General features: G+C 53.9%; 22 protein-coding genes, 2 tRNA genes and 1 pseudogene. 13 read left to right on the forward strand and 12 right to left on the reverse strand.

Annotation, left to right across the window (positions count from 1 at the left end; all coding sequences use genetic code 11):
- The first annotated feature begins 1 nt into the window (after window position 1).
- From rpsI to aguB, 4 genes are read left to right on the forward strand one after another with little or no spacing between them, the layout of a single operon-like run.
- Entirely contained in the window at window positions 2-415 is a 414-nt protein-coding gene (gene rpsI / locus NK55_RS09940; RefSeq protein WP_024125584.1) for a 30S ribosomal protein S9, read from the forward strand.
- A gap of 38 nt (window positions 416-453) precedes the next feature.
- Window positions 454-729, forward strand: coding sequence for a 50S ribosomal protein L31 (gene rpmE / locus NK55_RS09945; RefSeq protein WP_024125585.1), 276 nt, complete (start codon window positions 454-456; stop codon window positions 727-729).
- Between the two features lie 9 nt (window positions 730-738).
- Window positions 739-1,764 carry an agmatine deiminase family protein gene (locus NK55_RS09950; protein WP_024125586.1) on the forward strand — a complete coding sequence of 342 codons (1,026 nt, stop codon included), beginning with the start codon at window positions 739-741 and terminating at the stop codon, window positions 1,762-1,764.
- Window positions 1,761-2,618, forward strand: a complete 858-nt coding sequence (gene aguB, locus NK55_RS09955; RefSeq protein WP_024125587.1) for an N-carbamoylputrescine amidase — start codon at window positions 1,761-1,763, stop codon at window positions 2,616-2,618. Before NK55_RS09950 ends, aguB begins: the two co-directional genes overlap by 4 nt.
- Window positions 2,619-3,059: 441 nt before the next feature.
- Here aguB and NK55_RS09960 read toward each other — a convergent pair whose 3' ends face one another.
- Both NK55_RS09960 and NK55_RS09965 read right to left on the reverse strand, forming a co-directional pair.
- Window positions 3,060-3,431: a ferredoxin-thioredoxin reductase catalytic domain-containing protein gene (locus NK55_RS09960; protein WP_024125588.1), complete on the reverse strand. Its 372-nt coding sequence runs from the start codon at window positions 3,429-3,431 to the stop codon at window positions 3,060-3,062.
- 77 nt (window positions 3,432-3,508) lie between these two features.
- Window positions 3,509-3,581 (reverse strand) — tRNA-Ile (locus NK55_RS09965).
- A gap of 111 nt (window positions 3,582-3,692) precedes the next feature.
- Between NK55_RS09965 and NK55_RS09970 the strand changes: the two genes are divergently transcribed.
- Both NK55_RS09970 and NK55_RS09975 read left to right on the forward strand, forming a co-directional pair.
- Window positions 3,693-4,850: a cysteine desulfurase family protein gene (locus tag NK55_RS09970; RefSeq protein ID WP_024125589.1), complete on the forward strand. Its 1,158-nt coding sequence runs from the start codon at window positions 3,693-3,695 to the stop codon at window positions 4,848-4,850.
- 266 nt (window positions 4,851-5,116) lie between these two features.
- Window positions 5,117-5,470 carry a hypothetical protein gene (locus NK55_RS09975; RefSeq protein ID WP_024125590.1) on the forward strand — a complete coding sequence of 118 codons (354 nt, stop codon included), beginning with the start codon at window positions 5,117-5,119 and terminating at the stop codon, window positions 5,468-5,470.
- Here NK55_RS09975 and NK55_RS09980 read toward each other — a convergent pair.
- From NK55_RS09980 to NK55_RS10000, 5 genes are all read right to left on the reverse strand, one after another.
- The gene (locus tag NK55_RS09980) at window positions 5,467-5,739 is read right to left on the reverse strand and encodes a DUF3143 domain-containing protein (protein ID WP_024125591.1); all 273 of its coding nucleotides are present in this window, start codon (window positions 5,737-5,739) and stop codon (window positions 5,467-5,469) included. The two genes, NK55_RS09975 and NK55_RS09980, sit on opposite strands and share 4 nt — an antisense overlap.
- Window positions 5,736-6,215 carry a J domain-containing protein gene (locus NK55_RS09985; protein ID WP_024125592.1) on the reverse strand — a complete coding sequence of 160 codons (480 nt, stop codon included), beginning with the start codon at window positions 6,213-6,215 and terminating at the stop codon, window positions 5,736-5,738. The genes NK55_RS09980 and NK55_RS09985 overlap by 4 nt, the downstream gene beginning before the upstream one ends.
- 8 nt (window positions 6,216-6,223) lie before the next feature.
- Window positions 6,224-7,444: a type II secretion system F family protein gene (locus NK55_RS09990; RefSeq protein WP_024125593.1), complete on the reverse strand. Its 1,221-nt coding sequence runs from the start codon at window positions 7,442-7,444 to the stop codon at window positions 6,224-6,226.
- Window positions 7,445-7,497: 53 nt separating this feature from the next.
- The gene (locus NK55_RS09995; RefSeq protein WP_024125594.1) at window positions 7,498-8,595 is read right to left on the reverse strand and encodes a type IV pilus twitching motility protein PilT; all 1,098 of its coding nucleotides are present in this window, start codon (window positions 8,593-8,595) and stop codon (window positions 7,498-7,500) included.
- Window positions 8,596-8,661: 66 nt separating this feature from the next.
- Entirely contained in the window at window positions 8,662-10,686 is a 2,025-nt protein-coding gene (locus NK55_RS10000) for a GspE/PulE family protein (RefSeq protein ID WP_024125595.1), read from the reverse strand.
- A 267-nt stretch (window positions 10,687-10,953) separates the two neighbouring features.
- Between NK55_RS10000 and NK55_RS10005 the strand changes: the two genes are divergently transcribed.
- Genes NK55_RS10005 through NK55_RS10015 form a run of 3 tightly spaced genes read left to right on the forward strand, consistent with a single transcriptional unit; the run spans window position 10,954 to window position 12,914 of the window.
- Entirely contained in the window at window positions 10,954-11,178 is a 225-nt protein-coding gene (locus NK55_RS10005; protein ID WP_024125596.1) for a hypothetical protein, read from the forward strand.
- Window positions 11,179-11,376 carry a lipopolysaccharide assembly protein LapA domain-containing protein gene (locus NK55_RS10010; RefSeq protein ID WP_024125597.1) on the forward strand — a complete coding sequence of 66 codons (198 nt, stop codon included), beginning with the start codon at window positions 11,179-11,181 and terminating at the stop codon, window positions 11,374-11,376. It begins immediately after the preceding gene.
- Complete coding sequence (locus tag NK55_RS10015) at window positions 11,340-12,914, forward strand: right-handed parallel beta-helix repeat-containing protein (protein WP_162147186.1); 1,575 nt, start codon at window positions 11,340-11,342, stop codon at window positions 12,912-12,914. The genes NK55_RS10010 and NK55_RS10015 overlap by 37 nt, the downstream gene beginning before the upstream one ends.
- Here NK55_RS10015 and NK55_RS13575 read toward each other — a convergent pair.
- Together NK55_RS13575 and NK55_RS13580 are read right to left on the reverse strand one after the other, a co-directional pair.
- Window positions 12,911-13,222, reverse strand: coding sequence for an SPOR domain-containing protein (locus NK55_RS13575; protein ID WP_041429237.1), 312 nt, complete (start codon window positions 13,220-13,222; stop codon window positions 12,911-12,913). The two genes, NK55_RS10015 and NK55_RS13575, sit on opposite strands and share 4 nt — an antisense overlap.
- Window positions 13,223-13,654: 432 nt before the next feature.
- Window positions 13,655-13,885: a hypothetical protein gene (locus NK55_RS13580; protein ID WP_041429238.1), complete on the reverse strand. Its 231-nt coding sequence runs from the start codon at window positions 13,883-13,885 to the stop codon at window positions 13,655-13,657.
- A 109-nt stretch (window positions 13,886-13,994) separates the two neighbouring features.
- On the opposite strand from NK55_RS13580, the gene NK55_RS10030 reads away from it, so the two are divergent.
- The 3 genes from NK55_RS10030 (at window position 13,995) to NK55_RS13715 (ending at window position 15,252) form a co-directional block, all read left to right on the forward strand.
- A complete protein-coding gene (locus NK55_RS10030) occupies window positions 13,995-14,654 on the forward strand; it encodes a glycosyltransferase (protein WP_162147187.1) in 660 nt (219 codons plus the stop codon).
- A 9-nt stretch (window positions 14,655-14,663) separates the two neighbouring features.
- The gene (locus NK55_RS13585) at window positions 14,664-14,936 is read left to right on the forward strand and encodes a hypothetical protein (RefSeq protein ID WP_051372845.1); all 273 of its coding nucleotides are present in this window, start codon (window positions 14,664-14,666) and stop codon (window positions 14,934-14,936) included.
- 178 nt (window positions 14,937-15,114) lie between these two features.
- Entirely contained in the window at window positions 15,115-15,252 is a 138-nt protein-coding gene (locus NK55_RS13715) for a hypothetical protein (protein ID WP_024125599.1), read from the forward strand.
- Here NK55_RS13715 and NK55_RS10040 read toward each other — a convergent pair.
- Window positions 15,249-18,011 (reverse strand): AAA family ATPase, encoded by a 2,763-nt coding sequence (locus NK55_RS10040; protein ID WP_024125600.1) that lies wholly within the window; start codon window positions 18,009-18,011, stop codon window positions 15,249-15,251. The genes NK55_RS13715 and NK55_RS10040 overlap by 4 nt on opposite strands.
- Window positions 18,012-18,365: 354 nt before the next feature.
- Here NK55_RS10040 and NK55_RS10045 point away from each other — a divergent pair, with 354 nt between their 5' ends.
- Complete coding sequence (locus tag NK55_RS10045; RefSeq protein ID WP_024125601.1) at window positions 18,366-18,725, forward strand: hypothetical protein; 360 nt, start codon at window positions 18,366-18,368, stop codon at window positions 18,723-18,725.
- Window positions 18,726-18,747: 22 nt separating this feature from the next.
- Here the strand turns inward: NK55_RS10045 and menD are convergent.
- Together menD and NK55_RS10055 are read right to left on the reverse strand one after the other, a co-directional pair.
- Window positions 18,748-20,435, reverse strand: a pseudogene (gene menD, locus NK55_RS14245) (2-succinyl-5-enolpyruvyl-6-hydroxy-3-cyclohexene-1-carboxylic-acid synthase).
- A gap of 153 nt (window positions 20,436-20,588) precedes the next feature.
- A tRNA-Gly gene (locus NK55_RS10055) sits at window positions 20,589-20,659 on the reverse strand.
- Window positions 20,660-20,707: the final 48 nt, after the last annotated feature.

A 20,707-nucleotide genomic window follows, 5' to 3' on the forward strand; every position in this document is an offset into this window, starting at 1 on the left:
AATGCAGATTGCTGATCAGTCTAAGCGGGTAGTTTACTTGGGAACAGGTCGCCGTAAATCGGCGGTAGCACGGGTGCGATTGATTCCTGGTAGCGGTCAGCTATTGATTAATGGCCGCAATGGGGCTGACTACCTGCAAAATAACCCCATCTATCTCAACTTGGTGAAAGCCCCCCTTGAAACCCTAGGACTTGAAAATAGCTACGATATCTATGTCAATGCTACGGGGGGTGGTTTGACAGGGCAAGCGGACGCTATTCGTCTCGGTATTGCCCGTGCCCTCTGCCAACTGGACATCGAAAACCGCAAACCCTTGAAAATCGAAGGCTATCTCACCCGCGATCCCCGTGCGAAGGAGCGGCGTAAATACGGTCTGCGCAAAGCCCGCAAAGCCCCCCAATACTCAAAACGCTAAAATTTTGTTGTTGACTTCTCCTTTGTGGTGAGACTCCTATGCCAAAACCGAACATTCATCCCCAGTGGTATCCCGAAGCCAAAGTCTATTGCGATGGTGAAGTGGTCATGACAGTTGGTTCCACGAAACCAGAACTGCACGTAGACATCTGGTCAGGCAACCACCCCTTCTTCACCGGTACTCAGAAAATTGTTGACGCCGAAGGGCGGGTGGAACGCTTCCGCCGTAAATACAGCGGTACCAAGCCTCAGCAAACGGCTAAAGGGAAAAAAGCCGCCACTAAATCTGCACCTAAGACTAACAAAAAGGGCTAATTGCTCTTTATGTCCCTCTTTTTTCAGCCCGCTGAGTGGCTGCCCCATCGCGCCTGTTGGTTAGCTTTTCCTAGTCACGAAGATCTTTGGGGGGAGTTATTACCGCAGGTGCGCTTCGAGTTTGCTGCCCTGTGTCGGGCAATCGCTGACCCTGATCCGGTTACGGGTCAATGTCGAGGCGAGCAACTGAAAATTCTGGTGCTGGATGAAACAGGCAAAGCCACTGCCCATTCCTACCTAAGCGATCTCAACCCGCAATTTTATCAACTGCCCTTTGGTGACATTTGGCTGCGGGATACAGCTCCTGTGGGCCTCATCAATGAGGCGGGCGAGCGACGGCTCCTCTGTTTGCCCTTTAATGGCTGGGGCAAAAAGTATGAACTGGCTGGCGATAGTGACTTGGCCATCCGCCTAGCCATCCAGATGGGGATACCCTATGGTACTGTGCCCCTATTTCTCGAGGGGGGAGCGATCGAAGTGGATGGCGAAGGAACCTGCCTCACCACTCGCCAGTGCCTCCTCAATCCCAACCGCAATCCCTATTTAAGCAGCGAAGAAGTGGAAGCCCGCCTCAAGCCCGCCCTTGGCGTGAGCAAAATCCTCTGGATTGAATCGGGATTGGTCAACGATCACACCGATGGTCATATTGATACCCTGGTGCGTTTTATCGCCCCCGCAACCGTGGTCTGTATGTTGCCTGACAGCCCTGACGATCCCAACCGCGATATCCTGCTGACGATTTATCAGCAGTTGCAAACCCTGACGGATGCCAAGGGGCGCTCCCTAGAGGTGATCCCAGTCCCTTCACCGGGGCGGGTGATGAGTCAAAAGGGGGAGATTTTGCCCGCTAGCTATGTCAATTTTTATATCGCCAATACTACTGTTGCTGTCCCCACCTATGGTGTCGAAGCCGATACCAAAGCAGTGGAGACGATCGCTAAGCTCTTTCCCAATCGCAGAACCATTGGCCTGCCCGCGCGGACCCTTTTAGAAGGGGGAGGCGCTTTCCATTGCATTACTCAGCAGGAATTATGAGAACACTGACCGTTGCTGCCATTCAAGCTGAACTGACCGATGACGTTGAGACTAATATTCTGCACCTCAGTGACTTAGTGCGGCAGGCGCATCAACAGGGAGCACAGCTCATTGTCCTGCCAGAGCTATTTGAGGGGCACTACTTCTGCAAGGAAGAGCGGGAGATTCACTTTCAGCGGGCACACCCCGTGGAAAACCACCCAACGCTCGCCCACTTTGAGGCCTTGGCGCGGGAACTGGAGGTGGTGATACCAGTCTCGTTTTTTGAAAAGGCGGGTACCGTCTATTACAACAGTGTGGCCATGATTGATGCGGGGGGCGTCAATCTGGGTGTCTATCGCAAAAGTCATATTCCCGATGGCCCCGGCTATGAGGAAAAGTTCTACTTTCGACCGGGAAATACAGGCTTTCGGGTCTGGCGCACCCGCTACGGCAGAATCGGTGTCGGCATCTGCTGGGATCAGTGGTTCCCCGAGGCAGCACGGGTGATGACCCTCATGGGGGCAGAGGTGCTAGTGTATCCCACCGCCATTGGCAGTGAACCCCATGATCCCACACTGGACACCAAAGACCCTTGGCAACGGGTGATGGTTGGCCATGCAGTGGCAAATGTAATTCCAGTGGTGGCAGCGAACCGTGTTGGTGATGAAGGGGGGCAAGTATTTTATGGCAGTTCCTTTATTGCCAATCCAAGGGGAGATCTGGTGGCTACAGCCGATCGCTCCCAAGAAGCCGTGCTTGTTCATCAATTTGATTTAGAGGAAATTGAGCGCCTGCGGGCGGCCTATGGCTTCTTTCGCGATCGCCGACCCGGACTCTACAAAGCCTTGTTGACTGCCGATGGGGTTATTTAATCTACGGCGCGATGATCATCGGCGTGGGTTATTCTTAAAGATCTTAAAGATTTGTGAAGGGGCCAGCTACATTTCAGTGTCCTGGTCGCGATCGCCAGCGGCCTAACTCCACCGATAGCTGCGTTTGCTAACGATGCCACAGGTCAAATTATCTTCCTCTGCAGGAATGTCCAAGATGCAATTACGGTTTGCCTCAGCATTGGCAATGCCGGTGTTTTATCCCTGATTGATAAATAAGCTCCCGCAGGGGGCGCCTTGACTACGATCTTTGCAATACAATCTTCACAGTGACGCCGCTTGCAGCTACCTCTGGGGAGAGGGAACCAGCGAGAGCAGCTTACCTACCCTCGTGCCTGTGAATCATGCCCCTAGCTGATATTTTTGGCCGCCTTCCCACCCGTCAGTTTGTGTCTGCGGGCATCCACAGCGATAGGATGAAGACTAAGCAACTGTAAAGCGATTGGTTTCCTCCCGAATTTGCTCGAAGGTAATCTCTTGAGCCGTACCCGCAAAGGGATGATCTGGGGCTAGAAAGAGGAGACAGTGACACTCCCGCCGTTCCCGCATGGGCACACAGGGACAGTTCCAGTAGGCGGCTGCCACCTCTGCTTCTTTGTCTTCATAGTGGCGACAGGGACACAAGGGGGAGCCGTAGTCGTCCTTATGTTTAGCTAATCCTTCGAGAACAACTGCTGTTGTCCCTAGATCTGAGCAAAAGTAGGTTCCAGTGCGCTTGGCATAGGTTTCCGCAAACTTGCGCATGGCTTCAAGGTTTTTGTCGGAGGCCTGTTGGGGTTTGTAGCTGCTACTCATGGCAAAATTTGCGACACGAAACTTCTTTCAGTGTAGCGGAAGGCGATCGCTCAATTGGCCTCCCGGGGATTAAAAGATCCAGGGTGCTGGAGTTGAACCAGCCTATGGCGAATTATGAGTTCGCTGCCTCATCCGCTCGGCCAACCCTGGGAAAATCCCTATCATTTCCAATATAGTCCCCCTTGGTGCCTTCTACTGCTCGGTTGCTTGAATAGCCATTGAGTGGGGGATTCCTTGCTAGAGTTTTTGGGAAGATTGGGAATGAAGCCAATTTACTTAGATGGACTGGCCACTACACCGGTGGACCCCCAAGTGTTAGCAGCAATGTTGCCCTATTTTAGCGATCGCCCTGGCAATCCCAGTAATCGTGGCCATGCCTACGGTTGGGAGGCCGCCGCCGCCATTGAGGTTGCCCGCGCAACCATTGCCGCAGCCATCCATGCCCGTCCAGAGGAGATTATTTTTACCAGTGGTGCGACCGAGGCCAACAATCTGGCCATTAAGGGGGTGGCGGAAGCCTACTACAGTCGCGGTCGCCATATCATTACCGTACAGACGGAACACAAGGCGGTGCTTGCTCCCTGCCGCTATTTGGAGTCCCTGGGCTTTCGGGTGACCTATCTGAGGGTGAATGAAAAAGGGTTGATTGATCTCGCTGAGTTAGAGCAAGCCTTTACGCCCGAGACCCTCCTGGTGTCCGTGATGGCTGCCAACAATGAAATTGGCGTGCTACAACCCTTGGCTGAGATTGGTCGCTGCTGTCGCGATCGCGGGGTACTCTTCCACACCGATGCCGCCCAGGCTCTAGGCAAAATTCCCTTGGATGTTCAGGCGCTTCAGGTGGATCTCATGTCCCTGACTGCCCACAAACTCTATGGACCCAAAGGTATTGGTGCCCTCTATGTGCGGCGCGATCGCCCCCGGGTGCAACTGGCGCCTCAACTCCACGGCGGTCCTCAAGAACAGGGCTGGCGATCGGGAACCCTAGCCACTCCCCTCATTGTCGGCTTTGGAGTAGCGGTGCAGCTGGCTCAGGAACGTCAAGCAACGGATATTCCCTATTTGTGGCATCTCAAGGAACGACTGTGGCAGGGGTTGGTTTCCTTGGGGGATATCTATCTCAATGGTGATTGGCAGCAAAGTTTGCCCAACTGTCTCAATATCAGTATTGCTGGGGTTGACGGCAATGCCCTTCTGCGCTCCATTTATCCCTATGTCGCCCTCTCGACGGGGGCAGCCTGTAGTAGTGAAAAACCTACCCCCTCTCATGTTCTCCTTGCCTTGGGGCGATCGCCCACCCTGGCCCGCGCTTCCTTGCGCTTTGGCCTATTGCGCACCACGACAGAGGCTGAGATTGATTTGGCTCTTCAGTGTATTCGTGACAGCATTCAGCAGTTGCGCCAAGTGTCCAAGGTCTAGCAAACAACTTTTGTTACATTTATTAACAAAATCCAATTGTTTATATAACTTTACAATATCCGCAAATGCCCATAATTCCATGGTTTTTGTGGGCTAAATCACAACAAATTCAGTAGAGTTACGGATGATCCCCAAGTTCTAAAGTCTATAGAATAATAACGTATGGTAATTCAAACTTTACAAATTAGTTATATACCCTTTTGATGTCTAAAAAAATCGCTGATAGGCGGAAATACAGAAGGGAAAGTGATTTGGGGGTAACGTAAATGACGAAATTACTGCCTATTACTGCCTACACTATTCGCCGTCTGTTGCGGCAGTATCAAGGCCAGCTCAAATCCGTGGTCGCAGAGGGTGCTTCCTTGACTGCCAATCCGGAAGTGGACTTGAATGCAGTGCTGGAAAGTCTCTATTTAGATGAGGAAGAAATCCGCACCCAAGTGGCCGAAATTGAAAGGCTGATGCTGACCTATCAGCTCCTCTTGAAAGTGGGCACGAAAGAACAAGCTGCAGCCATTGAGGAGCGAATTCTCTGGATTTTCGGTCTGAAACGGATCGGCAAGCCATCCAGTGAAACAACACCAGAAATACCCACTATGGCCCCACTATATAGCGTTTAAGGGGCAGCAAAAATCGCTTCTTCCACATCCGCGCGCGGGCAGGAGTACTTAAAAGAACGCTGACTCACACTGCCCGCAAGGCGATCGCGATAGACCACCTGTAACTCCTCAATATCCAAGCAAATCCGAACTGACCACTGGGGATACTCTAACTCCCAACAGTGGATATCTGTTTCGTCCCGCACACAGCCCTTTTGCTGTAGCCATGCTTCAATTTGGGGCAGGGCATGGTTGTAGAGAGGAGTTTGGGGGTTAGGCAGGTTATTCATCCGACTTCTGAGATGCGACTGACAATTTGCAAGATCCATTCTTGCCCCTGTTGGGACAAACCGACAATCACCGCCAGAACCAGACAGCTAACAAAGGTGAGCCCCAAGATAAACAGGGCAAAAAGCTCCCCCGGCGAGAGGGGGCGATCCTCTGGGGGAATGCTGGTAGAACGCCCAGAGCTTTGGGAGCGAGAGCCCCCCCCTCCCCCTGTCCTATGGGGTGGCTTCAACTGAGACTGGCCACGCAAGCGCAATTGCAAGTCATACCACTGCCGTTGCTCTGGGTTGGTCAGCACTGCGTAGGCTTCATTGAGGCGATGAAACTCCTCGCGGGCGATCGCCAGCGGCAATGTCGTCGTATCAGGGTGGTAGAGCTTACTCTTTTCCCGATAAGCACGGCGAATCTCTGCCAACGAGGCCGTGGGCGCCACCTCGAGAATGTCGTAGTGGGTTCGCGACGGGGATAGATGTGCCATGGCAAGGTTTACTTGACCAGATCGAAGATCTTGAACATGGGCAGGTACATCGCCACCAGAATTGACCCTACCATACCCCCTAACACCGCAATCATCAAGGGTTCCATCACACTGGTCAGAGCCTTCACTGCCTGCTCCACTTCATCTTCGTAGAAGTCGGCCACCTTCATAAGCATCTTATCCAATTCCCCTGTCTCCTCGCCCACGTTAATCATCTGGGTGGCTAGAACCGGAAAGACCCGTTCCTGTTGCAGTGCAAGGCTCAACATCCCCCCTGTCTGGACTTGCTTCGCAGCGCGATCAATGGCATTGGAGATGACTTGGTTACCCGCTGTGGCACTTACAATCTCAAGGGAGCGCAAAATCGGCACCCCAGAACGGGACAATGAGCCAAAGGTGCGGCAAAACCGTGCCACCGCCGTTTTTTGGATCAAATCTCCAAAGAGGGGCAACTTTAGCAGCAGACCGTCAATCGTTAGGCGGCCGTTAGGTGTTTTGTAATAGAAACGAATCCCTAAGACCAAACCAATGATAGCAACAATGAGCAACGCCATATACTGGGGCGTGCGCAGGAATTGACTAAGAGCCACCATCATGGCCGTAAAGGGAGGCAGCTCACCTCCCAACTGTTTGAAAATCCCCTCAAACACAGGAATCAGAAAAATCACCATCCCTAGGAAGATGCCCACAGCCAACAGACCCACCACCACAGGATAGGTCAAAGCCGACTTAATCTGGTTGTTAAGGCGAGCCTGATCCTCCAGCAACTTTGAGAGACGGTTGAGCACTTCGTCGAGAACCCCCCCTGTTTCCCCCGCTTGGATCATGGCCACAAATAGGTTATCAAAGGCCTCTGAATGGGGGCGCATGGCATCGGCTAGAGTACTCCCCTGTTGAATATCATTGTTAACTGCCATGAGGATTTTTTTCAGTTTGGGGTTGGTACATTGGTCAGCCAAAACAGCGATCCCGCGCACTAAGGCCACACCAGCATTCACCAGTGCCGCAAACTGACGAGCAAAGATTGCCCGATCCTTCACTGTAATTTTGGAGAGGAAGCTCAGGTCGAGATCCGACTTGAGAGTAAATTTCTGAGCCTCTTTGACCTCTAGAACCTGTACCCCTTGCAACTGCAAAGCCATGCGGGCTTCTCGAGGTGTTGATGCTTCCTCGCGTACCGTTCTGTATTTGCCTTGGGCATCTCGTATCCGCACCTCATAGGTTGCCATGACTCAATACCTCTTTGCTCTCAGATTCATCTGGTGTGCTCGCTGACGGTTCCCTAGCGCACTGCCGCCGCAGGTGCACCTGCCCCAATAAGACGTTGCAGCTCATCTGGACGTGAAGATTTAGCCATTGCTGCCTCATAGGTAATCACCCCCGCCCGATAGTAATCGGCCAAGACTTTTTCGAGGGTTTGCATCCCCAGCTTACCGCCCGTTTGAATTGCCGAATAAATCTGCGATGTCTTGCCTTCGCGAATCAGGTTGGAGATAGCAGGGGTCACTACCATGATCTCTTGGGCCATAACCCGCCCGAATTCACCGGGCTTGGGATTTTTCTTAGGAACCAGTGTTTGGCTGAAGACCGCCACCAACGAGTTGGACAACTGGACGCGAATTTGCTGTTGCTGCTCAGGGGGAAACACATCCACCATGCGGTCAACGGTTTGAGCTGCTGAACTGGTATGCAAAGTGCCCATGACCAAGTGACCCGTTTCCGCTGCTGAGATGGCAAGCTGAATCGTTTCCAGGTCACGCATCTCACCCACAAGGATAATGTCGGGGTCTTCCCGCAGCGCTGCCCGTAGGGCATTGGCAAAACTCTTGGTGTCTTCCCCCACCTGCCGCTGGTGGATCAGGCTCTTGATTGGTTCATAGACAAACTCAATGGGGTCTTCAATCGTCAGAATATGCTCAGCGCGGGTTTTGTTGATCAGGTCAATCATTGCCGCCAAGGTTGTGGTTTTGCCTGATCCCGTCGGCCCAGTCACCAGAATCAAGCCCCGGGGCCGCTCACTCATTTCGCGAACAATGTTGGGCAATCCCAACTGCTCAAACGTGGGAATTTTGGAACTTAAGGCCCGCAAGCAAGCAGCATAGGTACCCCGATCTTTATACACATTGACGCGGAACCGCGCCAAACCCCGCACACCATAGGAGCAGTCCAACTCCCAGTTTTGCTCTAGGTGCTTGCGTTGGGTATTGTTGAGCATGCTGAAGATCAGGCGCTGGCATTGCTCTGGGGTGAGGGGCTCGTAATCCATAGGGGTTAATTTACCGCTGATGCGCACGTAGGGGGGGATACCTGCTGAAATGTGCAAGTCTGAACCACCGTTGGCCACGACCTGCTCCATGAGATCCTCAATCATCAACTCCATAGGGTGCTCCTCGTTTGGTCGTTAAAAGGTTGTCTAGCTTTAGTTTCCTGCTACTTCACTGCTGGTTTAATCCACAAAGCGGGGAGTCATGCAATAGGGACAATCCAGCCACTCAGGCGCCAGTTCAGCGCCACAACCGCGACAGGTCAGCGAGCTCTTCCGCTTGGCTTTCAGCTCTGCCTCTAGCCCGGTGTCTGTAAAGGTAACCCGCTCCACCTCCTCAAGGGTCGTCAGTCCCTGTTTAACAAGCTCCAAGCTGTAGGCCAATAGGGTTTTCATCCCCTCTTCGACGGCAGCTTCTTTAATTTGCTCGGTGGGGGCACCTTGTGTAATCAGGCCTTGTAGCCGTTCGGTCACCCGCATGATTTCGTATACACCAACACGGCCTTTGTAGCCTACACCACCACATTTACTACAGATGGGCTGGCCACTGGCTTTGGCCGCTTGAATCTGCTCGGGTGTGAGTTTATTGGCTTTGTAGAGGGTGAGGTTGACATCCTTGGAGGCGGACAAGCCAAAGCGTGCCAGTTCCTCGCGGGTGGGCGTATAGGGAATGCGACACTCACTACATACCCGTCGCATGAGGCGCTGGGCAACAACACCGATTAAGGAAGCGGAGACCATGAAGGGTTCCACCCCCATTTCCGAGAGACGAGCAACCGCACTGGCTGCGTCGTTGGTGTGCAGGGTGGTTAACACCAAGTGACCGGTCAAGGCAGCCTCAATAGCGGTTTTTGCTGTTTCTTTATCGCGGGTTTCCCCCACCAGAATCACATCCGGGTCTTGGCGGAGAAAGGCGCGCAGAATTGAGGCAAAGTCCATCCCTTTTTCCCGAATAACCTGCACCTGCGTCAAGCCGGGTAGGGTGTATTCAATCGGGTCTTCCGCAGTACTGATATTGACGCCGGGGCTATTGCACTCGGCAAGGGCAGAGTAGAGGGTTGTCGTTTTCCCTGAACCCGTGGGACCGGTCACTAGGATCAAGCCAAAGGGGCGCTTCGTCATTTCCCGGACAATGGCCAGACTCTCTGGGTCGGTGATGAGTTTATCGAGGCCTAACTGGGTAGCGGAATTATCAAGGATCCGCAAACAGACTTTTTCGCCCCAGCGGCTGGGTAGGGTGTTCACCCGGAAGTCTACACGTCGCCCCTGGAACATTTTGCGAATGCGGCCATCTTGGGGGGCACGCCGCTCGGCAATGTCGAGGTCAGCCAGGATTTTGAAGCGAGAAACCACTGCTGGCACGATTTTCTTCGGCAGGGGGTCAAAGGCTTGGTGCAGCACCCCATCTTTGCGGAAACGAATCCGTAGGTATTCTTCCTGGGGTTCTACGTGGATGTCAGACACCCCTTCGGTGAGGGCTTTGGCTAGGATTTTGTTCACAAGGGCAATAATCGGCGCGTCCTCTGCCCCCCTTAGGGCTTCGGCTAGGTCAACCTCCTGCTCCCCTTCAATCTCTTCAAGGCCACCCATGGCTTCAATGTCTTCTTCGATGTTGATTTCACCGATCGCCGCGGGGGCATTTCTGCTGGCGGTGGTTTCTGCTACCTGTTTATTGAGAATCGGATCAATGAGGCGCTGGTAGTCCTCTAGGGTGATCACCATCCGCTTGAGCGTGAGGTTGTGACTCCGCAGCAGACGGGTGAGGTTGTCAATAGCTTGGAGGTTGTCGGGATCTACCATCGCCACCAATAGATAGGGGGGGTCGGCATCAAGGTGCTTGGCAATGGGGATGACTTGGTAGGTGCGGCAGGTATCAATCGGTACAATCGTGTTGATCAATTCCTCGATTTGCTCGGTGGGGAAACGATTCAGTTCGGGATCGAGGCAATCAACCCCATAGATCACTTTCAGCTCAAAAAGCTGTTGTTTGTGGTACTGGCGTAACACATCGGGGGGCATGGTGTTGCCTGTAATCTCCTGCAACACGGCTACTAGGGACTTGCCGGTTTTGCGGGCGGTGTTCATGGCTTCCCGCACTTGATCGATACTGGCGTAACCGGAGGCAACAATGGCACGTTCTGTGGGGCTAGCGGCTCTACCCCGCACGGTAAGGGCTTTGCGAGAGGAAGAGGGGGATGTGTTGACCATAGGGCGTCTTGGGGTCTGGATGACTTGCCTACTATAGTAGCAACAACCTTCCCAAAGATTTAATGGGTATTTTCACGATTTATTTTATTGATATTTTTATTGACAATTCTTGTTATGAACGTTTCCCAACCGCGATCGCCAGGTTTTGCATAGGCTGAAAATGATTGCCAGTCCTGCGGCACATTAGGAACTACTAGAACTACTAGTTATCTTTTTCCCTGTTAGCGCGTCCTCGCAATTCCCTCATGACCTGTGGAGGTTTGCCCTATGCGTGTCAAAGACGTGATTTTGCCCCTACTGGTGGTTGGTTTGGTCTTTGTTGGTTTTGGCGATCGCTTTTTGCCAGCACCTTTGAGCACAGCGAGTGCCAGTACCCGCGAGCAATTGAATGGCTTTCTCAAGGGAATCTTTACGGGGTTTTCCACCTATAACCGCTACCATAAGACGGAGGAGATGATTCGCCAAGCAGAACAAGCTGAGAGAAAAAAATAAATGCGTCGCTTTTTGCTCTTTTTACTCTGGATGATCAGCAGTGGGGCGATCGCCCTCTTTTCAGTACAGAACGCAAAAGCGGTGTCCCTAAAATTTTTATTTTGGCAATCCATTGAGATGCCCCTTGGCTTGCTGCTGATCTTTGTGGCAGCGATCGCCCTGTGGGTGCCCTATTTAGCCCGTCCGCTGCGGCGATGAAGGGGCAATCTCTGCTGTGCATTGTGCTGGTGATGGTCTTATTCTTGATTGGGCAACCCAAAATTGCGGCAATTTCGGCCGCAGCCCTAACCCTAGAAGTCAATCCAGCCGATCCCCAAGCCAGTGATGCTGGCACGGGAATGCCAACAACTCCTTTTCGCACCATTGGTGCTGCCTTGGCGTGGGCCCAGGCCCACGATCGCCCCACAGAGATTTACATTCATGGCGGGATTTATCGGGAGGCCCTAGGAACAATTCGTCATCGGCAGACGCCCCTTCGACTGCTGGCTAAGGCGGGCGATCGCGTGATTTTGCGCGGCAGTCAACGATGGTCAGATTGGCAAGTGGTCTCTAGTACTCCGAACTTCACCATTTACCGTCACCCTTGGACCTTGGCTTGGGGCTTTTCGGGTAATCCATGGACGGCATTTCACATTGAGTTACCCCCTGTGGCGCAGCGGGGCGAGCTGGTGTGGTGGCAAGATACTCCCCTGCGGCAGCGGCTCTCCTTCCTAGAGTTGCAGGGCAATGATTTCTACGTGGATGATCCAGAGCAGCAACTGTATGTGGCATTGCCTGCGGGCGTCTCACCCAGTGAATTAGAAGTAGCTGTTCACCGTGAGGCTTTACGAATTTTAGACAGTGGTTTGATCAGTTTGGTGGGGCTACGCTTTGAACACTATGGCGGCACATTTACCCAGGCGGTGCGCATTGAACGCAGCCATGACATCGAGGTCAAAGACTGTACTTTTTGGGCAAATAATTGGGGCGGCCTCGAAAGTCATCGGAGCGATCGCCTGCGGGTGGAGCGAACGCAGTTTCTGCAAAATGGCTGGCGGGGCATGGCGGGGGTTCGCTTGCGGGACTTCACAGCCCAACAGGTGCTTGTCCACGGGAATAATTGGCGGGGGGGATGGGCAGGCTTTTACGATTGGGATGCGGGGGAGAAGTACTTTCATCTGCGCGGCGCCGTCTTTGATCGCTACCGCGCCATTGGGAATCAAGCAGCCGGTCTGTGGCTTGACACCGATAATCAAAACGTCGAGATTCGGCGATCGCAATTTGTCGGTAATGCCGTGGTTGGTCTTTTCCTAGAGGCGGGCACGGGGCCCGTCACAATTGAAGATTCCTTAATTGCCTATAACTACAGCATCGCCCCCAACTATCTGCAAACTCCCGGCATTTTTGGCTGGGCGGCTGCCCATGTGACCCTGCGCCGCAACTGGATTTGGGAAAACCAAGGGGCACAAATTGGCGTCCGCGATCCTTCGCCCCGAACCGTCACCCTACCCGAAACTGGTGAGGAGGTCACGATTACGTCTCAAGATTGGCACCTAGAAGGGAATTGGATTGGCAGCCACCAAGAGCTGCTCCTGACAACCCTCAAGGGGGAAGCCTTCCTGCAGACACTAAGACTGGAGGATAACCACTGGTGGACTGACGCTCCCTACCCCTTTCGCCTAGAGGGGGAAAATGTCACTTGGTTACAGTGGCAGGAACGATATGGCCATCCCAGCGATCGCTGGCTTCTTCCCTAGAGGCGATCGCGCAACTGGTTGACCATTGCTTGGGCCGAGGCCTCCTCCACAAACATCCCCAGTTGAATCTTGGTTTGATCGCCATTCCCCACTAAAAAGGCATCGGGTACGACGGCTTGGGCCTTTTCTAAATCCGCCGGTGCCTTGTAGGGAGCCAGCACATAGTAGCGACCATTGGTTTTTTTCGATAAAGAGCTGTGTCCTCTGTTCAGGTTCAGATGAGGTTGGGCTGGTCGCAGGAGTGGGTAATGCACTCGGAGCTGGAGTGGCCGCAGGTTCCAATTGAGCAAGGGTGCTGCGGTTGACATCGGGAAATTCCCGTGCAGTCATATCAGGACCGACGGGGGGCGTGGGTGATTCTGCTTTTGGGGTTGAAGGTATGGAGACAGGTGATTCAGTGGCAACGGGAGCGAATTGGCGGTTGAACCACCACAGGGCTGCGCCACCTAACCCGGCAAGAATGCCAACAACAACTAACCAGCGTTGCACAAGATGTTGACTATTGCTTTCGCGCCGCTGCAACCAAGGACGCTGTTGATTTTTGCGTGCCTGCTTGAGCAGCTCACGGGTGGAGGCAAAGGGGCGCTTTGTTGGGGTTGGCGTTTGGGGGGCAGGGGGATCACTCGAATAAGACTGGGGTAACAGTTTTGCTAAATCTGTGGGATCAAACTCAAAAAATGGATCCGCAAGTCCCTCATTGGTGTGTTCATCGGTGGCGGGTGCTGTTTCAGGAGTCGGAGCTAAAGAACCGATGACGGGAGGAGCGGTTGGGGCAACAGGTTCTGGGGCAGCGGTCGGGGGAACACTCGGTTGGGGGGGATCGCAGATGGGTCAACAGGCAGCGCCTCAAAGGGGGAATGGGCTTGCACCATGCGATGGCAGCGATATTGGGTGAGTTCTGCCTCTAAACTAAGGTGAAGGCAAGCCAAAGCCGCTTGCAAACGCTGGCGATCGACGGTGGCAGAAGTCATAGCAATCGCTCCGAAAACAGTGCCCTAGAGTTGTTTGAGTTAACGCACTCTCCCGATGGATTATGCAACAGACGGTGCAAGTTCGCCAAAATGGCGCAAACTCCCACTCTTGAGTGTTTGCATTCCCGCCTATAACCGCCCCCAAGGACTGGTGGAAGGGGTGCGCTCAGTGGTGGCAGCGCTGCCCCGTGAGTACCACGATCAAGTGGAAATCATCATTACCGATGATTCTGCCACGCCAACAGCAGTACACGACTTGCTCGCTCCCTGGTTAGGCCACTGGCACTACCAGCACAATGCCCAACGCCTAGGAATGGTGGCCAACTGGAATGCGAGTTTAGCCAAGGCCGCTGGGGAGTTTATCCTGCTGTTGCACGATGATGATTACCTACTACCCCAAGGAATTACGACGATTCTAGCAACCCTCAGGAAGTACGGTAGCCAGTTTGATGTCTTTCTCTTTGGGGTGCATCTGGTAGATTCCCATCAGCGCTGTTGGCGACGGCAGATACCCCGCCGGCAAGGATGGCTCCCTCCGGCTCAAGCCCTCAGGCAATTGCTGCGTCATTCCTCATTTGTGCGGTTTCCAGCCTTGATCTGGCGGCGATCGCTCCTAGACGAGGTCGGCGATTTTGATCCCGCCTACGGCGAAGCCACAGACCTCTACCAGTGGCTACGATTCTTTGCCCAAAAGGGTGTTTACACCGTTCCTTGCGCCACCGCCGCCTACACGATCCACGATCAAGCCCTGACGATGGGAATGTTCTAGGCCCAGACCTTGGCCACTTTAGGGCGTATTTTTGCCGCCGCCGCTGATTTATCCATTCTCTCACCAGCGGAACTACGGCAGTGCCAGTGTGACTTTTTTCACCAGTTTATCTTGGCCGGAACATGGCGATTTTTGCGCCGACGGCAGTGGCAACGGGCACAGGCGGTGTACCAGCTTTTGAATCTACCAGAGGTGGTTGCCTTGGGGCGATCGCGCCGCTGGCAAGGCTTGCGTTGGCTCTTGGGGACTTGGCTGTGGCTACTGCAACAGGTTAGCTCCTAGGCGGGAGCCCCACCCTCTACCGTTGCACAGCCGGCCCATCGGGCAGCGGTGAGCGTTGGGAGTCTGTCGCGGACTGCCATCAATCGTAACAACTCGTTATCCTGAGGCCCACTCCCAGAAAAGCAGCCTAAAATTAATTTGGTTACTGTGGATTCAATGGTGCTTGGAGTTTATTCCTATGGCCACGGATTTTAATCGCGGCATTATGAAGTTTGATGGTGCCGACAGCCCGGCGATGATCGCGATTTCTGCTGTTTTGATTCTTGGCTTTATTGCAGCACTGATTTGGTGGGCACTCCACACCGCTTACGCCTAAAGGCGCGATCGCTCCAGGTGGATCGTGTGCTCGGTGAGGGCTTCAAAGGTTTCATCGTGGCTAATGACAAAAAGTTGATGAAAACTTTTGAGGTTGCTGAGGTTCTCCGCCAGTTGTTGGCGGCGCACTTGATCCATATTGGTGGTTGGCTCATCAAAAAAGGCAATGTCGGTGTTCACGAGTACCCGTAGCAGGGCAAGGCGCACCGCAAGGGCAGCACACATTTGCTCACCCCCCGAGAGGCTTTTGAAGGGTCGCCAGTAGCCGCCTTCATTCACTTGAATTTCGTAGTCCGATGTCCATTGGAGCGCTACATCAGGGCGGTTAAGAAGCTCCCGCAGTAGGCGATCGGCTTCGGCAGAAACGGTGTGCAGATAGGCTGCACTGACCCGAGGACCGCTCCTTCTGAAAATGTCGCGGGCGGTCTCAATTAGATGGTGGTGGTTGCGCGCCGCTGCCAGATGCTGCAGCGTTTTTTCCTTTGCGGCGGCAACTTCATCAAGATGCTTGAGGGTTGCAAGGCAGTTTTGGTACTGCTTTTCCTTTTCGGGAATGGCACCAAGGTGCCGTTGATACTCACGGTGTAGGGTCTCGTAGCGATCGCGGACGGCCTCGAAAGCAGCTAAATCCAGCTTCTGCTCTTGGGCCTTGTACGCTGCTTGAGCTTTGGCAAGGTCGGCGTTTAACTGATTGGCTTCTTGGGTCGCTGTTCTCAGGGCAGCTTCATAGGTCTCTACTTGGGCAGCCTGCTGTTGATGTTGGAGATAGGTATCATAGCTGGAACGTAGTCTGGCTAGTTCATCGCTAAGCTGTTGCCGCTGTTCTTCGAGGGCGGCGTAGCGTTGGCGTTCTCCGTAGAGGGGAATGAGGCGGGCTTGCAGGCTGGCCTGTTGGCTGCACAAACGCTCGTAGTCCGCTTCCAGTTGGGGGGCTGCTGCCTGCTGCTCCAGTAACAGTTGCCGCTGGGCATGGGGTTGACCAAGCTTGGCTCGTTCTTGACGTAATTTGTGCAGGCGGCGCTCGAGATCAGCCAGTTCTTGGCTGAGGGGTTCTAGGGCCTGCTGGCGATCGCCCAACTGTCTAAGCTCTGTTTCCAAACGGCTGCGTTCCTCCTCAAGGGCTTGGGCTTGCAAGAGCGATCGCTCTGCTGCGGCAGCCAGGGCAATGTCAGCTTCTAACTGTTTTAACCTCTGGTTGAGGGCAGGAATAGCTGCGGGATCGGTGAGGGTTTGTCGCAGGGCCATGAGTTGATCCAAAAGCCAGTGATAGTTCTGCTGAAGCTGTTGGAGTGCCCCTAGCCCCTCTTGAATAGCGGCGGCAACGAGGGAAAATCCCTGAGCTGCCGTGAGGCCTGCAATGGCTGCCGTCACAAGGGCATCGCTTACCGCAGCTTGGCTTTGAGCTGTATTGAGAATGGGATCCAGGGTGGCGGCAAAGGCATGGGCGGCGCTGGCATGGTTGAGTTGGGCCTGGAGTTGCTCCCGTTGTGCTTGTTTAGCGCTCAGGGTGGCGGCTAAGGGACGCTGTTGCTCTAGGGCTTGCACCTGTTGGTCAATTTCCGCAAGGCGCCTTTGCAGCGTTGCCGCTTGTTGCTTGAGGTGGCGCAGTTGTTGGTCCGCCTGTTGGGCTTGCTGGTAGCGTGCCTCAAGGGGAGCAATTTCGGCATCGAGGGCGTCGGCGGCGGCAATTTGGGGTTCTAGGGCGGCGAGTTGGCTGGCAATGGTGGCGATTGCTTGGCGTTGGCTTTCAATACTGGCCAATTGGGTGGCTAGCTTTTGTTGCTGCTGCTCCAGTTTGCGAATGTTTTGCTCAAGGGCAGCCCGTTCCCGCAGTTGCTGGTCGAGCTCTTGGTAGTAAGCCTCCTGCTGACGATAGCGATCGTAGTCGGATTGCAATTGCTGGCACTGGGCTTGACTTTCGCGGGCAGCGGTCAACTGGCGCTGGCGATCGCGACACAATTCCTCCTGCTGACGCAGTTGGGCTTCCAGGCGTTCGCAGGTTTGCTGAAGACGGTTCAGCGTTTCAACGGCAGCTTCGTATTCCTGTTTTTCAGCGGCCAAGGCCTGGCATTCCTGTTGTAATTCCTCGCACCGCTGGCGATCGCGCTCTAGCTCCGCGGCTAAGGCTGTTGCCTGTTGTTCGTACTGCGATTGCGTGGCCAATTCCTGGTTCTGGACAGCCAACTGACGCTCTAGGGATGCCACCTGCTCTTGAGAAAAATTCACAAGGGCAAGGGCATTGTCAAAGGCTTGGCGATAATCACTCACCTGCAAAATGGGTTCAAAAATTTGACGCCGCTGCGCTGGCGGTTTGAGAAAATCCGCTGTCATCATTCCTTGGGGAATGCCAATGATCTGCTCAAAGAGATCTTTGAGGGGAAAGGCACTGCGGATACCGAGGTGTTCCTGCAGCCAAGCGTGGACATCTTCACGCAAAGACAGACCCAGTTCCCCCACTTGCGGATCAACAATTGAGTAGCCCGTCTGCGTATTGCGGCGCACGATGTAGGAGCGACCATCGGCTGCGGAGATAAACTGGACGATGGCTTCGGCACGCTGAGTGCCCCTGCGAATAATGGCCTTATTAAAGCCACTGCCATAGCCCGATGTTGCATCAAAGAGGACCCAAGCGATCGCTTCAAAAATACTGGTTTTGCCTGCACCATTCTCACCACAGATGACATTTACACCGGGCATAAACTCAAAGGTGCGCTCGCGGTGGGTCTTAAAGTTTTTTAGGGTCAGGCACTGAATTTCCACCGGATATCTCCATTAGCAGGGATTTGACATGTAGAAAACGATCCATACTTTTACAAAAGTTTACTAGGGCTTAAGTCTTCTTGAAAAAGTTGCCATTGTCTGATGATTTTCCTTAGGCTGGATCCCAGTCATCTATGGTAGTGATTGATATTCCTAACTTCCTAGGAAAGCTTCCTAGGAAAGCTAAGTCTCCGCACCCTATGCCCCCCATCCTAGGTAGCTGCTGCGCACGGATAATGTTTGCTTTATCAAGCGTATTTCTAGTGCCTAGGGTTAAGGAATCCCACTTCCCTATTTTCCCAAGAGGCAGTTGAGTTGACAACTACAGCATTCCACCGTGAGAGGATTTGAACCGTGGATTTATTACATAAGCAGATTCTGGTTCTGAGTAACAAAATTGATGCTTTGTACCAGATCGTTGAACAACTCAACCAAAAGGTTTCTAAGGCCTTAGAGGAGGGGCGGCTCAAGCCGCTGCCGACCACCCCTGCGGAGCAGACCCCCCTGCCAAAACCTCGCCCCTTGGTGAGTACCCTAGAGCACAAGGATATTCTTGTGGATGATGACTATGGCCAGGTGCGTCACCTCAGTGGCGATCGCCCCCTGAGTCCTGAGATTCAAATTCAACGGCTCACGGCACAACTCACAGCCGCCTATAACCAAATTGCTGCCCTTGAGGAGCAGTTGCTTTCCCACCACAGTCACAGTCACTAAAGGGGCACTAAAGGAGCAAAACTCAGCCCCCAAGATGGGCGAGTACCTGCTGTCGCCATTGGGCGTTCTGGTGGCGATCGCTCCTAAATTCCAAAAGCCGTATCTTTGGCCAAGGGGTCTGGCGAAGCTGTACCGCCACATCAGCCCAGTCCTTCAGACAGTGGTAGGGAATGCCGTAGGCAGCGGCAAGGCAACTAAAATCCACCTGCTGTGGTGTGGCAAAAAAGGCTTCGAAGGGCGGATCAAACTGGCGAATCGGCAAATGCTCAAAAATACCGCCCCCCCTATTGTTGATCAGCAGCACGGTCAGACATCCTTGAAACTGAGGTGTGATCAGCCAGCCATTGGTATCGTGCAAGCAGGCCAAGTCCCCAGTGATCAAGAGAGTTGGTTGACCGCGATGGGCAACCCCCAAGGCACTGGACAATGTGCCATCAATGCCGTTGGCCCCCCGATTAAAGTAAAAGCGATGGCGGCGATTGCTCCCATGCCAGACACTCTCAACATCGCGCACGGGCATACTACTGGCAACAAAGATCGCCGTTTGCGATGGCAACCACTGGGGCAGATGGTAAATTAGCTTGGCCTCCGAGAACCAATCAATGGCCTCAAATGTCCGCTTCAGCTGCTCCCGTACTCGTTGATCCTGGTCTTGCCAGTCCTTGAGGTAGGGGTTAGGGGGCAGGGGGCCGGGGGGCAGTCCACCGCTTGGGGGGCGATCGCCAACATCTGACAGCGGCCATGGAGGGGATTGTTGTTGTCGCCCGTGGGGTCAAGGCACCAAATCAGGGGATCGCAGGCACTCAGCCATTCCCGCAGGGCTTTACTGGTGGGCAGCGGTCCCAGTTGAATCACCCCTTCAGGACGCAGATATTCCCGAAGGTGGGCATCTCGCAGCAGCAGATCGTAATGGCTAATCCCGTGGGGCAGTCCCCGCGCCGAAGAGAGGGCATCGGCAAGCACCGGCCACTGAAGAAAGCGACTCAGGCGATCAATCGCGGCAGCTTCCGCCAGAGGATCCACCCCATGACTGGGCCCCGCAATAATCAACCCCCGCTGTATCTGTTGCCATGTTTGCCAAGGGAGAGAGGTGACAACCCGAGGCGGTACAAAGGGCTGCACCTGATCAAAGAAGCCTTTTGGAAGTACCCCATGAAAATTGGCCTCAGAGCGCAGGTCAAGGGGATCCCGTAGAGGAATATTCAAATGTACTGGCCCCGGATCCGGCCAGAGGGCAGTTTGCCAGCTATGGCAGAGGGTTTGCCGTAGGTAGGGCAGCAGGGGGAGTTCCGGCAGACTCACTTCGCGATAGTGACGTACTGCATGACCATAGAGATGCACCTGATCAATGGCTTGCCCCGCTTGGCAAAAGCGCAATTCGGGGGGGCGATCGGCAGTCAGCACAATTAGCGGTAAATGACTGAGGCTTGCTTCAATAATGGCCGGGTAGAAATTGGCAGCGGCAGTGCCTGAAGTGCAGACAAGGGCAACCGGTCGCCCCTGCTGTTGAACAAGGCCAAGGGCAAAAAAAGCCGCCGAGCGTTCATCAAGAATCGGCACAGCCTCAAGATGGGGATGGGCAGCCGCCGCGATCGCCAACGGTCCAGAACGCGATCCCGGCGAGAGAACCACTGTCCGCAGTCCCAAACGGTAGAGGGTTTCAAAGAGGACACTGGCCCAGAGGACATTCAGATTTTCAGTGAGAATCATCCATCCATCCATCCAGAAGTACTGTCCTAGCCTACGGGGCTGAGCCCTAGGCCATAGAGTTCTAAATCCAGTTTGAAATTTGAGACCCTCAGAGAGCCTCTCAGAATCTCTGAAATGCCCTCAATAGCTTGGTTTTGGGGGTTTTGAGTCCTAAGCGGGCAGCGGGAATCGAACCCGCGTCTCTAGCTTGGAAGGCTAGGGTTTTACCATTAAACCATGCCCGCAGCCCCAGGGAATACTACATTAGCACGACCCTTGGGGCGATCGCAAAG

The organism is Thermosynechococcus sp. NK55a (assembly GCF_000505665.1).
GTDB lineage: Bacteria > Cyanobacteriota > Cyanobacteriia > Thermosynechococcales > Thermosynechococcaceae > Thermosynechococcus.